The sequence below is a fragment of the Variovorax sp. KBW07 genome (genome assembly GCF_003852515.1).
Classification (GTDB): Bacteria; Pseudomonadota; Gammaproteobacteria; order Burkholderiales; family Burkholderiaceae_C; genus Variovorax.
Window position 1 is genome coordinate 1 of record NZ_QAJK01000189.1, and the last position, 13,626, is coordinate 13,626.

A 13,626-nucleotide genomic window follows, 5' to 3' on the forward strand; every position below is an offset into this window, starting at 1 on the left:
GCGTCGCCCTGAACAGCAGCCCTCAACAAGCAGCAAGCAGACAGAACGTCAGTCAAGCGACAGATTCAGCTCGCGAATCAACGGATGCCAACGCGCCGACTCGCCCTCCAGCAGCGCCGCGAACTGCCCCGGCGCGTCGCCCACCGGCTCGACACCGAACTCGGCCAGCTTGCGTTGCACCACCGGGTTGTGAATCGCGCTCGCCACCGAGCGTTGCAGCCGCGTCACCACCTCCGGTGGCGTGGCGGCCGGCACCACCAGGCCCATCAGCGCTGCCGCCTCCACCTTCGGCATGCCCAGCTCGGCGAAGGTCGGCACGCCCGGCAGTTGCGCCAGACGCGTCGGGTGCGCCACCGCCAGCGCGCGCAGCTTGCCGCTGCGGATGAAGCGGCTCGCCGCGGCCAGGTCGCACATCATCACCGGCAGTTGGCCACCCGCCACGTCCGCCAGCGCGGGGGCTGCACCGCGGTACGGCACGTGCACCATCGACAGGCCGGCCTGCTGCTCCAGCAACTCCATCGCCAGGTGCTGCGGACTGCCGGTGCCGGCCGAGGCAAAGCTGACCTTGCCGGGGAAAGCGCGGGCGTCTTCGATGAAAGCCCGTGCGTCCTTCACGCCGCTGGACGGGCCGACCAGCAGCACCATCGGCAAGCGGCCCAGCAAGGTGACGGGCGCGAAGTCGCGCGAAGGGTTGTAGCTGAGGTTGCGGTACAGCGCGGGGTTGAACACCAGCATGCCGTTGTCGGCCGACAGCAGCGTGTAGCCATCGGCGGGGGCACGCGCGGCCTCGATGGCGCCGAGCGCGGTGTTGCCGCCGGCGCGGTTCTCGATCTGCACGGGCTGCCCCGCGTCGATGGCCAGCTGGGTGCCGATGGTGCGCGCGACGATGTCGGTGCCGGCACCGGCGGGGTACGGCACGATCCAGCGGAAAGGCTTGGCGGGATAGGAAGTGAAAGGCTGCTGTTGTTGTTGCTGCTGAGGCTCCTGCGCCCGCGCCGCGAAGGGCACGGCGGCAGCAAGAAACAGCAAGGCCGTGGCGATGAGGCGAGCCCCTTGAAACCGTCGTTGCTGTCGGTTCATGAAGCGGGCTCCCGGCCAGTGTGGCGGGCCTTGGGTCAGGGCCCGACGGGTTGGCCGGGCGTGCCGGCGCCGACGGGCGCGGCAGCCGTGGCCGATGGCCGATAGGACACACGCACCGGCACGGGCTGCTGTGTCGAGGGCGACGCCGCACTGCTGGTGGCGGGCCGGGTGACACCGGCCTTGGTGACCGTGACAGGCGCTGCTGCCGCCGGTGCAGCCGGTGCCGCACCCGCTGCTGCGGCAACAGGCCCCGCGGGCTCGCTGACGGTGGCCGCGGTGGCGCCTGTCGCCGTCGCCGCCCCCGCCCCCGCCTTCGGGTCATGCAGCACCACGCTCTTGCCCACGCCGACGCCCGTGCCGACGGGTCCAACGCCCACCCCCACGCCAACTCCGGCGGAGCCCGACACCACGCCGCCGTTGTTCACGGCCACGCCCGCGCCGAGCGGGCCGAAGCCGGTGTTCAGGCCCATCGAGAAATTACCGTCCTTGGTGGCGCCCAGGCCCAGCGAGAGCCCGGGAACCAGCGGAATGCCGATGTGATAGTGAGAACAGCCGCTCACCAGGAGCAGCAGCAGCGCCACCGGAACGGTGGCCGTTGCTGCACGAAAGATGCGCGGCCGGGCGTTCACACCAGCAGCGCGTTGACGCGCCTCACGTAGGCGGCGGGGTCGGCCGGCAGGCCGCCTTCGGCCAGCAGCGCCTGGTCGAACAAAATGTTCGCGAGGTCGTCGAAGTGCGCCGAGCCCTCGAGCTTCTTCACCAACGGGTGGTCGGCATTGACTTCGAGCACCGGCTTCAGGTCGGGCGCGGGCTGGCCTGCCTGCTTGAGCATGCGCGCAAGCTGCGTGCTCATGCCGCCGTCCTGCACCACCAGGCAGGCGGGCGAGTCGACCAGGCGGGTGGTCACGCGCACGTCGTCGGCCTTGTCCTTGAGCGCTTCCTTGAGCTTCTCGAGCAGCGGCTTGAACGATTCGGCGGCTTCCTCTGCGGCCTTCTTCTCGGCCTCGTCCTGCAGCTTGCCCAGGTCGACCGCGCCCTTGGCCACGCTTTGCAGCGGCGTGCCGTCGAACTCGGTGAGGTAGTTCAGCGCCCACTCGTCGACGCGGTCGGTCATCAGCAGCACTTCGATGCCCTTCTTCTTGAAGACTTCGAGCTGCGGGCTGTTCTTGGCACCGGCCAGCGTGTCGGCGGTGATGTAGTAGATGGCGTCCTGGCCTTCTTTCATGCGCGCCTTGTAGTCGGCAAGGCTCACGGTCACGCCGTCGGTGGTGCTCGATGCAAAGCGCAGCAGCTTGGCGATGCGGTCGCGGTTGCCCATGTCCTCGCCCAGGCCTTCCTTCAGCACCGCGCCGAACTCGGCGTAGAACCTGGCGTACTTGCCCGATTCGTCGGCAGCCGCGGCGGCTGTTTCAGCGGCGGTCGGCGCGTTCTTGTCGACCACGTCGGTCACGCCTTCGGTCGGCTCGGGTGCCGGCACCGACTCGCCCGAACCCACGTCGATCTTGCCTTCGCCGCTCTCGGGCGCGGTCTTCTGCTTTTTTGCCAGGTCTTCGAGCATGGAGAGCACGCGCTTGGTGCTGCCCTCGCGGATGGCCTTCACGTCGCGGCTTTCCTGCAGCAGCTCGCGGCTCACGTTCAGCGGCAGGTCGGCCGAGTCGATCACGCCCTTCACGAAGCGCAGGTAGCTCGGCAGCAGCGCTTCGGCGTCGTCCATGATGAAGACGCGCTTGACGTACAGCTTGACGCCCGCGCCCTTGTCGCGGTTCCACAGGTCGAACGGGGCCTTGGCCGGGATGTACAGCAGCTGGGTGTACTCGGTGCTGCCTTCGACGCGGTTGTGGCTCCAGGCCAGCGGCGCTTCGTAGTCGTGGCTGATGTTCTTGTAGAACTCTTCGTACTGCTCGGGCGTGATGTCTTTCTTGGGGCGGCTCCACAGGGCGTTGGCCTTGTTGACGGTTTCCCATTCGCCGGTTTTCACCATGTCGCCGGGCTGGTCGTTCTCGCCTTCCTTCCACTCTTCCTTTTCCATGAGGATGGGCAGGGAGATGTGGTCGGAGTACTTGCCGACGATCTGCTTGAGCTTCCAGGCGTTGAGGTATTCGTCTGCATCGTCGCGCAAGTGCAGCGTGATGCTCGTGCCGCGCTCGGCGCGCGTGATGTCGGCCACCTCGAAGTCGCCCGCGCCACCGCTGACCCAGCGCACGCCCTGGTCGGCCGGCAGGCCGGCGCGGCGCGACTCGACGCTGATCTTGTCGGCCACGATGAAGCCCGAGTAGAAGCCCACGCCGAACTGGCCGATGAGCTGTGCGTCGGCCTTCTGGTCGCCGCTCAGCTTGCTCATGAAGTCCTTGGTGCCGCTCTTGGCGATGGTGCCCAGGTTGTCGATGGCTTCCTGGCGCGACAGGCCGATGCCCTTGTCGGTCAGGGTGATGGTGCGCGCGGCCTTGTCGAACGACAGGCGCACGTCGAGCTCGGGCTGGTCTTCGTACAGCTCGGGGTGGTCGAGCGCCTCGAAGCGCAGCTTGTCGCACGCGTCGGACGCGTTCGAGATCAGCTCGCGCAGGAAGATTTCCTTGTTGGAGTAAAGCGCGTGCGTGACGAGGTGCAGCAGTTGCGCGACTTCAGCCTGGAACGGGAGTTTGGTATTGGAGGAATCAGCCATTGGAAAGAGAGATATCGGATCGAAAAAATTCTAAGTCGGCAGGGTGGTCGTGCGATGACCCTGCGCCAACTTTCTCAGGTAAGGCCTTTGTGCGCCTAAACAACGGCGCGGGGCCAGGACCGGGGCCGAAAAATTGTGGGCCGTCCGCGAACTTGTCCACAGGCCGCCGCGCACCAAAATCGGTTAGTAACACAAAAAGTTACCGTGGTTAACATTTCTGAAATATCCTCGCCTCCGATACTGAACAGGGCAGAAATGCTCCGGGAACCAGGGATGTCGTTTGATGATTCGAGTGACACAGAGGACCGCGGTCGACCCCGCCAGAGCGATCTGGCGCCCGACCATGGTGCACGTGTGGCTCGGTTGTGCAACTGCCCTGTGCGGGCTCCAGTCCGCGCCGGCCCGATCCGCCGGGCCCGTCGTGGCTGATGCCCGCATCGAATCGATGGACCGCGCCCAGGCGGAGCGCGCAAAGCTGAAGGCGCTCGCCGAATCCGGCCCCCAGCCTTACGAAGACCGCTTCATGAGCGCGGACGCCGACCCGGCCGCCGCCACCGATGCCGAGCCGGAGACCGAACAGCCGCAGGGTTTTCGGGCCTGGCTGGTGGAAAGCCGCATCGGCTTCGGCAGCGCCACCAGCACCGGCTACGCCCGCCAGCGCGCGACCGAGTACGGCCAGCGCTTCGAATACCGCCGCGAAACGCTCAACTACGGCGAGTTCGTGCTGCAGGCCGATGGCCGCCACCTGGGCGGCAACGACGCCGTGGGCGGCGGCATCGGTTCGCTGGGCTATGCGCGCGAGCCGACCAGCGGCCGCTTCACGCTGCGCAACCTGGGTTTTCCGCTCACCACGCAGACCTTTGCCGACAGCGCGGTGGGCGACATCTACAGCGAGCTGACCGACGGGCTCGCCCGCAACTACCGCCTGTCTCTGGGCTCCACCACGGTGCGAGGCGCATCGACGCGGATCTTCAACACCGACACCGATCTGCGCGCCGGCTTCGGCGAGCGCGGCAACCTCGCGGGCGGCCCCTACCCCGGCTTCGAGAAGAGCCAGGGCACGCTCGGCTGGCTCGGCCTCACGCAGCGGCTGGGCGACCCGTGGTTTGCCGCGGTGCAGGTCGACCAGGCGCGCGACATTCCGGCCTACTACTACGACCCGTTCACGGCGCAGGGCTTCGGCAAGAAAAGCGTGACGAGCTGGGCCACATCGCTCGGCTACGGCCGCGAGGTGGTGCGCGACGGCGACATCAAGGCGCGCGCCACGCTGGTGGGCAGCCGCGTCACGTCGCTCACGCCGGGCGTGGCCACCGGTGGCTCGCAAGGGTTGTTCGTCGAGGCCAGCGCGCGCACCGGGCTCTACAAGCACGAGTTCGGCGCCTACGCGGCGCAGCCGAACCTGCACTTCGGCGACTACCCCTTGACCACGGGCACGCGCGGCGCGTACTGGCGCGTGGACCGCAACACCAACCGCATGAACTGGGGCGCCGCGCTGGACTACGAGCGCGGCCAACCCGACACCGGCTTCAACCTGACCGGCTACCAGCGCAGCGGCGCGAACGGCAACTTTCAATACCTGTTCGACCGCAACACCTCCGTCGGCGGCAGCATGAGCATGTACCGCACGCAGTACGACAGGCGCCCCGGCGACACGGCGACAACCCCGGGCACCGCAGCCAGCGCCTCGCGCAGCCTTTACGGCAGCGGCTTCCTGCAGACCCGCTTCTTCGACCTGCCACGCACCCGCTTCTCGCTGACGGTGCGCCGCAACGAGCTGATCGTGCTGGGCGACAAGGCAGCCACCGGCCAGGAACTGCAATGGGAACAGGACTGGATCGGAGGGCGCTACGAAACGATGCGCCCCGAGCTCACCACCACCCTGGGCTACGCGCGCGACCAGACGGGCGGCGTCACGCGGACCTACCCGACGGCGGGCCTGCAGTTCCGCTACTGGCTGGACACCGGCTTTCATATCAGCGGCAACCTGCGCTACACCTCGCAAGGCGGCAGCCTGTACACCAGCCGCGGCCTGTCGGGTTCGCTCACGGCCGAAAAGGAACTGGGCACGGGCTGGCGGCTGGGCTTCATGGCCAATTTCAACCAGGCGCGCGCGTCGCTGCTGCCGACCTCTTTTTCCGGCACCAACCTCTATCGCAGCAACGAGAAGACCGCCTACGTCTACCTGCGCTGGGAAGGCAGCGCCGGCACCGCCTACCAGGCGGCCGGCGCGCGCAACGGCGCGGGCGGGGGCAGCGTGTCGGGGCGCGTGTTCCAGGACGCCAACCGCGACGGCGAGCAGCAATCGGGCGAAGGCGGCGTGGCCGGCGTCGAGGTGCTGCTCGACGGCCGCTACCGCGCCATCACCGACCGCGACGGCCGTTTCGAATTTCCGCTGGTCACCACCGGCCGCCATCAACTCACGCTGACGCTCGAAAGCGTGCCCCTGCCCTGGGGCACGGCGAGCGACAGCGGCGTGAGCGTCAACGTGCCCTTGCGTGGCCAGGCCACGACCGCGATTCCCGTGGTGAAGGTGGGCGAATGAACGACAAGATTTTTTCGTGTTTCCCGTGTTCCGTTTTCTGTTTCCCGTTCCTCACTCCGTCAAAACCAAAGGTGACTCAATGACCCGAAAATCCATCGCTCGCCGCATGCTGGTCGTCTCGCTCGCCGCGCTTTCCCTTGCCGGCGGCTCCCTCGCCGTGGCCGAAAGCCAGTACGGCTCCGGCACGGGCACCATCACGGCGCAGGCCAAGGTGAACCTGAGCGTGACCGTGCCCAAGCTCATCCTGCTGCGCGTGGGCGGGAGCGACACCGCGGTCGACACGGTGACCTGGACATCGGCCCTCAGCATCCCGGCCGTTCCCACGGCGCCCCTGCCCTCGGTCAACAACACGCACGTCGACTGGAACGGCGCCGCGCCCACCGTCACCACCACCTCCGCCACGGCGCCGATCGCGGTGTCTGCCTGGACCAACGCGGGCGCTGGCACCATCAACTGCAGCGTCGGCACCTGGAACGCAACCGGCGGTCCGGGCAATGTCGACTTCACCGTCGCGGTGACGGGCTCGCTGCCGCATCCCGGCGCGAACCTCGCCTCCTGCGCCTCGACCACCATCACGTCCAATGCGCTGCTGTCGGGCACCTGGGCCTACACGCTGGGCGGCACGCCGGCGAGCTGGGTCGCGAACACCTATACCAACACCATCACCTACACCGCCCAGGGCATCTGATGCACGCCCGCGCGGCAGCAGCGACGGCAGCCTTGGCGCTCGCGGCAGCCGTGGCGTCGATGCCCGCCCATGCCGTCATCACCACGGTGACGGACACGGGCGGCCTCTATTCGCTGACCTTGCGCGTGGGAACGGCGGGCGCCACCGTCGACACGGTGGCTTTCAACGTGACCGGTGCCGCCGCGCAATCCCCCGTGCCTTTGACGGGAAGCCAGACGATCGACATCTGGGTCCAACCGATACGCCCGACCCTCGCCAACACCACGGCGCGCCCCGTGACGCTGCGCGTGGACTCTTCTACCGCGCTGTCGTGCCCATTGGGTACGTGCGGCGGCGCCACCATTCCCTTCAGCAAGATCAGCTGGGTCGCCACGTTCAACGACAACCTTGCGTCGGGGGACATCCAGACCGGCCGCTTCACGGGCGGCGGCAGCCAGCTGATCGCCAGCTACAACGCGAACGCAACCTTCTGCTCCGGCCTGCTGTGCCCCCTGCTGGGCGCCTGGACCTACCAGTCCCGGCAGCTGACGGGCACGCGGCTGCAGTTCACCTACGACAACGACGTGGTCTACCCCGCCGGCAACTACAAGGGAACCGTGCGCTTCACGGCGTCGATGGAATGAGCATGCCCGGCCCACGCTCGAGCCCACGCCCACGGACGGCCTCGCTGGCGATGGCGCTGGCCTGCGTCGTCATCTGCGGCGCGGCTCCTTCGATGTCGTGCGCCGCGGTCTCGCGCCTGGACGACTCGGCGTCCCCGCGCCCGCAGGTTCGCGGCGATTTCGCCAACGCGCAGGGCATGGACGGCAACATGGTCGTGCTGCCCTTTGGGCGCATCGAGTACCGCCTTGCGACAGCGCCCCACGTCGGGCGCCGCGCGCGCATCTTCTATGTGATTCCGCCAGCCATCGTGGGCCTGCGTTCGCCGGCCGGGCTGCAGGTGCAGTGGCGCGCCGGCGGCGTCTTCGCCAGCGGCACCGGCCGCCCCGGCGACCGGGTGCAGGTGTGGACCGGCGTGGTGCAGGCGCCGTGGATGAACGAAACCTTCGACCTGACGCTGCGCATCGATCCCCGCGAACTGCGCCTGCCTTCAGGCGCTGCGTTGAGCTTCGAATCGATCTTCGAAATCGAGACCTTTCCATGAACGCCCTTCCTCATTCATCAGACCGCATGCGCCGATGGCTGCGCGCCACATCGCTGCCCGTGTTGCCGCTGTCGTTGCTGCTATTGCTTCTATTTCTGCTGGCGTCGGCCGGCAGCGCAACGGCCGCGCCGTTCGAAGTGGCCGTGACCCCCTCGCGCTTCGAGATCGCGGGCAAGGCCGGCACGCGCGTGGGGCAGTCACTCGACATCCACAACCTGGCGTCGGCCGCCACCGAAGTGGCGGTGCGCACCATCGACTGGAGCTACTCGGCCGAAGGCAACATCGGCTACCACGACGAGCTGCTGCCCGGCAGCTGCAGGCCATGGGTCACGCTCGAAAGGCGCAGCCTCTCGGTGCCGGCGCGCAGCAAGAGATCGTTCCGCTTCCAGGTCGAGCCGCCCGCCGACGCGCCCCGCGGGGAATGCCGCTTCATGATCGCCATCGAAGGCACCGAGCCCGCCCAGCAGACCGTGATCCGTAGCGGCGCCGCCAACCTGAGCCTGCCGATCACCGGCCGCATCGCGGTGGCGGTGTACGTCATGCTCGACGGCGCGGAGCCCAAGCTGGAGATCAGGCAGGTCGCCAGCACCGAGGCCGAGGGCAAGCGCCGCACCGTCGTGACGGTGGTCAACACGGGCGACGCGCACGGCCGGCTCGAAGGCAGCCTGGACGCCACCGACAGCAAGGGCCGCGCCTTCGAGCTGGTGCCCGAAGGCACGCCCATCCTGCCGGGCCAGACCCGCACGCTGGTGCTGGTGCCCAAGGCCGAGAGCGGCCAGCCCGCGCCGCAGCCCGTGTACCCCGTCAAGGCAAGCGGCACGCTCGACTGGGAAAAAGGCAGCTTCAAGGTGGACGTGGAGCTCAAGTGAAAAAGGCAACGGCAGCGGCAACGGCGGCATGCCTGCTGGCAACGATGGCCGCGCACACCGCGCACACCGTACACGCCGCGTCCGTCACCGTGGGGCCGGGCCCCGGCCTGCCGTTGCCCGCCAGCGTGAATCTCGACTTCACCATCGGCATCGAAAGGTTCATCTTCTTTCGCATCGGCGATGGCGCCTTGCCCACGCCAGGCGGCACGCGCAGCACCGCGAGCTTCGTGCTGACGCCGTCGATTCCCGGCGGCCCCACCACGCCGGCCGCCGGCAACAACACGCACCTGAACTGGAGCGGCGCGGCACCCACCTTTTCGGTGGCGTCGAGCGGCAACGTGCTGCCCGTCGAAGTGCGCAGCAACGCGGGCACGGTCAGCCTGTACGCCACGGTAAGCGCGCCGCTCGCCAGCGGGCCGAACACGCTCCCGATGTCGGTCATTGCCGTGAGCTCGAGCGACCCCTTGCTGCCCGCGCCGGCGATTCCCGCCTCGGGGTCCGGCACGCCGGTGACCGTTCCGCCCACCGACATCACCGGCCTCGTGACCCTGCGCACCGCGATGTGGACCTTCTCGTACGTCAACTCGGCGAGCCGCACCGCGGGCAACTACCTGGGCACGGTCGCCTTCACGGCGAGTTCGCCCTGAACCGCAAGTCAGCTGCCGCTGGGATTGATCCCCAAAGCTCCGGCCTGCCCTTCAACCCTTCAGGAGCTTTGCATGAACAACAAGAACCCCCGCACGATGCCGTGGATTGCCGCCGCCTGCCTCGGCCTGGCCGCCTTCGCCGCCCAGGCGCAGGTGCCCGCCGATGCGCCGGCCGGCACCACCGTGCAGTGCAAGGACGGCAGCTATGCGTCGCCCGACACCAAGTCGGGCGCGTGCCGCGGGCACAAGGGCATCAAGACCTGGTTCGGCAAGGACGCCAAGGCCGCGCCGGCAGCAACAGCTGCTGCCCCGGCCGCACCGGCATCGGCCCCCGCGGTCGAAACCCAGTCGGCCAAAGTCGACAAGACCGGCGTGGCCCCGAGCACCGGCACGGCGACCCGCACGCCCGGCGCGCCCGACCTCACGAAGATGGCGGCCGCACCCGGTGGCGGCGCCGGCAAGGTGTGGGCCAACGACGAGACCAAGGTCTACCACTGCATGGGCGACCGCTACTACGGCAAGACCAAGAAGGGCGAGTACCTGAGCGAAGCCGATGCAAAGGCGAAAGGCATGCACGCATCCCACAACAAGGCCTGCTCCTGAACCCCGGTCCTACTTCGGCTGGGACTCGACCTCGCGGGTCCAGCGGTCGATCAGGCGCTTTCGCTCGGCCGCTTTTCCGTACTTCTCGAAGTCGTACTTGATGAGCTTCACGTCGGCCATCGACGCGATGCGCGCGTCGGGCTTGAAGGTCTTGTTGGCGGGCGTCTGGAGGCTGCCCGCCTTCGCGCCGATGGACTGGCCCGCGGGGCTCATGAGCCAGTCGTAGTAGCGCCTGGCGCTGTCCTTGTTGCGCGCGCCCTTCACCAGCGCAATGCCGCCCACTTCGTAGCCCGTGCCCTCGCAGGGCGCGGCGGTCTTCACTGGAAATTTGTCAAAACGCCAGCGCTCGAAACCGAAGATGAAGCTCACGCCGATGGCCACTTCGCCCTTGGCCACGTTGGGCGCCTGGGCCTGGCCGCTGCGCGTGTAGCTGGTGACGTTGCGGTGCAGCTTCTTCAGGTAGTCGAAGGCCGCCTCTTCGCCCATCTGCTGCACCAGCCCCGCGATGATGGTGTAGGCCGTGCCGCTGGAAGCCGGATGCGATATTTCGATCTCGCCCTTGTATTCGGGCTTGATCAGGTCGGCCCAGCACTTGGGTTCGTGCAGCTTCTTTTTCTTCAGCAGATCGGTGTTGAAGCCGAAGCCGATGGCGCTGGTGTAGAAGCCGCCCACCATGTTCTGCGACATGGCGTACTGCCGCACCGACCATTCGTGCAGGTCGTTGATGTAGGCCGGCCGATAGGCGTCGAGCAGCCCCTGTTCGGCCGCCTGCAGGAACGGGTCGCCGGTGCCGCCCCACCAGATGTCGGTCTTGGGGTTGGCGGCCTCGGCCCGCAGTTGCGCACCGATCTCGCCGGTGCCCTTGTGGGCCTGCTGCACCTTGATGCCGGTCTCGCGCGTGAAGGCCGTGGCAGCGGCTTCGCACCAGCCCGCGTCGGTGCTGCACAGCGCGTTCACGGTGCCTTGCGCGGACGCGTTCGGAGAAGCGAGGAGAAGCATCGCGCTGCCCAGGCATGCGGCGGCTGCTGCGAGCTGGCGAACGGAGCGGATGGAGCGACTTGAGCGAAGGGGCCGGATGGCGAAGGGACGCATGCGTTTGTCTCCTGCGAGTGACTCGCTGTTTGTTATTGGAAAAACCGAAGCCGCAGGATAGCGCCCGCGCCGGCGTTCAGGGCGCGACCTGCAGCAGCGGCGGCAGATGCTCGGCCAGCCAGTCGATCACCACGCGCGTCTTGAACGGCAGGTAGCGGCTGCGCGAGCGGATCACGTTCAGCTCGAAGCCGAAAGGCAACGGCTCCTCGAACACGCGCACCAGCGTGCCGGCCGCGAGTGCATCGGCCGCGAGCCAGGCCGGCAACCGCGCCAGGCCCATGCCGCCGACGGCCGCTTCGAGCAGCACCTCGGCGCTGTCGCAACGCAGCCGCGAGGGCAGCGTCACTTCGACGAGGCGCCCCTCGGCATCGTGAAAGCGCCAGGCCGAGACCTGGCCGTCGCGCGCATAGAGCACCGCTTCGTGCCCGGCATGCGCGCCGTTTGCGTCCTGTGGTGTCCCTTGCGCGCTCTGCAACTCGCCGATGGACCTGGGGTGGCCGCGCTCCGCCAGGTACGCCGGCGCGGCACACAGTGCCATCCACTGCACGCCGACCGGCCGCGCGATCAGCTCCGCGCTGTCGGCCAGCTCGCCGCTGCGAACCGCGAGGTCGAGCCCCTCTTCCGCCAGGTCCACGCGCCGGTCGTTGAACGAGAGTTCGAGCGACAGCTGCGGGTGCCGACGCGCCAGCGCCAGCAGCAGCGGCCCGACCTTGAGCCGGCCGAGCATGGCCGGCATGCTGACCCGCACGAGGCCGGTGGCGGTGCTGCGCGCCACGTCGGTCATGGCCTCGGCCGCATCGAGTTCGGCCAGCACGCGCCGGCAACGCTCGTAATAGCCGTGGCCTTCTTCCGTGAGGCTCTGGCTGCGCGTGGTGCGCAGGAACAGCCGCGTGTTCAGCCGTGCCTCGAGCCGCGCGATGCTCTTGGCCACCGCGGAACGGGTGACGTACAGGCGCTGCGCCGCCAGCGCAAAGCTGCCGGCCTCGACCGCCGCGACGAATTCTTCGATGCCCTGCAGGCGTTGACCCATTGGATACTTTCAATCGCCACTGAAGAGAAAATTATCCGCCACCGGATATTCAACATCGTCAATAGCATGGCAGCTCACTGTTTCGTGGAGCTTTCTCAATGCAACGACAAGAACCCGTCGATACCCTGCGGCGCCATTACTGGCGACTGCCCCGGCTGGGCCGCGCCCATCTCGAGCAGGCCGAAGCGCCGCTGCCCACTCCCGGCCCCGGCCAGATCCTCGTGAAGGTGGCGGCCGTGTCGCTCAACTACCGCGACCTGCTGATGATCGAGGACGGCATGGGCATGGCCCTCGACCTGCCCTTCACGCCCGGCTCCGACATGGCCGGCACCGTGGTCGCCGCCGGCCCCGGCGTGACCCGTTTCGCCGTCGGCGACTGCGTGATCAACACCTTCTGGGGCGGCTGGACCGACAGCCACTGGCATGCCGACACCACGCTGATGGGCGGCCCCGGCCCCGGCGTGCTGGCATCGCACGTGCTGATCGACGCGGCATGGGCCGTGTCCGCCCCCACCACGCTGAGCCTTGCCGAAGCCAGCACCCTGCCCTGCGCAGGCCTCACCGCCTGGTTCGCACTGGCCGAGACCGGTGGCCTGCGCGCGGGCGAGACGGTGCTGATCCACGGCACTGGCGGCGTCGCGCTGTTCGGCCTGCAACTGGCGCGGCTGCACGGCGCGCAAGCCATCATGGTGACGGGCAGCGAGGACAAGCGCGAACAGGCGCTGGCACTCGGCGCCACGCAGGTGCTGTCGCGCGACAGCGACTGGCCGGCCGAAGTGCGCCGCCTCACGAATGGCCGCGGCGCCGACCACGTGCTCGAACTGTCGAGCGGTCCCAATCTCGATCGATCGCTGCAAGCCGTGAAGCAGGGCGGCCGTGTGTCGATCATCGGCATGCTCGGTGGCGACACGCTGAGCGCGTCGTTCTACGCGATGGTGCTGGGCCGCGTGACGGTACAAGGCATCGGTGTCGGCCATCGGCGCGCGCTGGAAGACCTGGTACGTGCCGTCGACGTGAATGCGCTGAAGCCGGTGATCGCGGGGCAGTACGGTTTCGATGCGCTGCCCGACGCGCTCGATCATCTGGCGCGTGGTGCGTTCGGGAAGATCGTTGTGACGCTTTGATGGGCCGCTGTTCAGGGCGACGCCCACGCCGACGGTGTGCTCTGCTCCGCGAATGTCCCCCGCTTCGCTCCTCCTTTATTTCGCTGCGCAGAGCACACCATCCGCGTGAGCGTCATCAGAGTGGTCGTTGATCAGCGGTACACCA

At 68.2% G+C, this 13,626-nt stretch carries 13 protein-coding genes; 8 read left to right on the forward strand and 5 right to left on the reverse strand.

What is annotated here, in order from left to right; translation table 11 throughout:
- Nucleotides 1-48 precede the first annotated feature (48 nt).
- From DBV14_RS30545 to htpG, 3 genes are read right to left on the reverse strand one after another with little or no spacing between them, the layout of a single operon-like run.
- A complete protein-coding gene (locus DBV14_RS30545; RefSeq protein ID WP_124465251.1) occupies nt 49-1,080 on the reverse strand; it encodes a tripartite tricarboxylate transporter substrate binding protein in 1,032 nt (343 codons plus the stop codon).
- A 35-nt stretch (nt 1,081-1,115) separates the two neighbouring features.
- Nucleotides 1,116-1,709, reverse strand: a complete 594-nt coding sequence (locus DBV14_RS33550) for a hypothetical protein (RefSeq protein ID WP_260397283.1) — start codon at nt 1,707-1,709, stop codon at nt 1,116-1,118.
- The gene (htpG, locus tag DBV14_RS30555) at nt 1,706-3,742 is read right to left on the reverse strand and encodes a molecular chaperone HtpG (protein ID WP_124465255.1); all 2,037 of its coding nucleotides are present in this window, start codon (nt 3,740-3,742) and stop codon (nt 1,706-1,708) included. The genes DBV14_RS33550 and htpG overlap by 4 nt, the downstream gene beginning before the upstream one ends.
- A gap of 421 nt (nt 3,743-4,163) precedes the next feature.
- On the opposite strand from htpG, the gene DBV14_RS30560 reads away from it, so the two are divergent.
- The 7 genes from DBV14_RS30560 to DBV14_RS30590 all read left to right on the forward strand — a co-directional run bounded on the left by DBV14_RS30560 (nt 4,164) and on the right by DBV14_RS30590 (nt 10,235).
- Nucleotides 4,164-6,284: an MSCRAMM family adhesin SdrC gene (locus DBV14_RS30560; protein ID WP_260397284.1), complete on the forward strand. Its 2,121-nt coding sequence runs from the start codon at nt 4,164-4,166 to the stop codon at nt 6,282-6,284.
- A 79-nt stretch (nt 6,285-6,363) separates the two neighbouring features.
- Entirely contained in the window at nt 6,364-6,972 is a 609-nt protein-coding gene (locus DBV14_RS30565) for a hypothetical protein (protein WP_124465259.1), read from the forward strand.
- Nucleotides 6,972-7,595, forward strand: a complete 624-nt coding sequence (locus DBV14_RS30570) for a hypothetical protein (RefSeq protein WP_260397285.1) — start codon at nt 6,972-6,974, stop codon at nt 7,593-7,595. The genes DBV14_RS30565 and DBV14_RS30570 overlap by 1 nt, the downstream gene beginning before the upstream one ends.
- A gap of 2 nt (nt 7,596-7,597) precedes the next feature.
- Nucleotides 7,598-8,116 carry a hypothetical protein gene (locus tag DBV14_RS30575; protein WP_260397286.1) on the forward strand — a complete coding sequence of 173 codons (519 nt, stop codon included), beginning with the start codon at nt 7,598-7,600 and terminating at the stop codon, nt 8,114-8,116.
- Nucleotides 8,113-8,985, forward strand: a complete 873-nt coding sequence (locus tag DBV14_RS30580; RefSeq protein WP_260397287.1) for a hypothetical protein — start codon at nt 8,113-8,115, stop codon at nt 8,983-8,985. Before DBV14_RS30575 ends, DBV14_RS30580 begins: the two co-directional genes overlap by 4 nt.
- The gene (locus DBV14_RS30585; RefSeq protein WP_260397288.1) at nt 8,982-9,632 is read left to right on the forward strand and encodes a hypothetical protein; all 651 of its coding nucleotides are present in this window, start codon (nt 8,982-8,984) and stop codon (nt 9,630-9,632) included. The genes DBV14_RS30580 and DBV14_RS30585 overlap by 4 nt, the downstream gene beginning before the upstream one ends.
- A 72-nt stretch (nt 9,633-9,704) precedes the next feature.
- A complete protein-coding gene (locus DBV14_RS30590; RefSeq protein ID WP_124465261.1) occupies nt 9,705-10,235 on the forward strand; it encodes a DUF3761 domain-containing protein in 531 nt (176 codons plus the stop codon).
- 9 nt (nt 10,236-10,244) lie between these two features.
- Here the strand turns inward: DBV14_RS30590 and DBV14_RS30595 are convergent, their stop codons facing one another.
- Both DBV14_RS30595 and DBV14_RS30600 read right to left on the reverse strand, forming a co-directional pair.
- A complete protein-coding gene (locus DBV14_RS30595) occupies nt 10,245-11,234 on the reverse strand; it encodes an ABC transporter substrate-binding protein (RefSeq protein WP_124465276.1) in 990 nt (329 codons plus the stop codon).
- Between the two features lie 169 nt (nt 11,235-11,403).
- Nucleotides 11,404-12,357, reverse strand: a complete 954-nt coding sequence (locus DBV14_RS30600; protein WP_124465264.1) for a LysR family transcriptional regulator — start codon at nt 12,355-12,357, stop codon at nt 11,404-11,406.
- 98 nt (nt 12,358-12,455) lie between these two features.
- Here DBV14_RS30600 and DBV14_RS30605 point away from each other — a divergent pair, with 98 nt between their 5' ends.
- A complete protein-coding gene (locus DBV14_RS30605; protein WP_124465266.1) occupies nt 12,456-13,481 on the forward strand; it encodes an NAD(P)-dependent alcohol dehydrogenase in 1,026 nt (341 codons plus the stop codon).
- Nucleotides 13,482-13,626 lie beyond the last annotated feature (145 nt).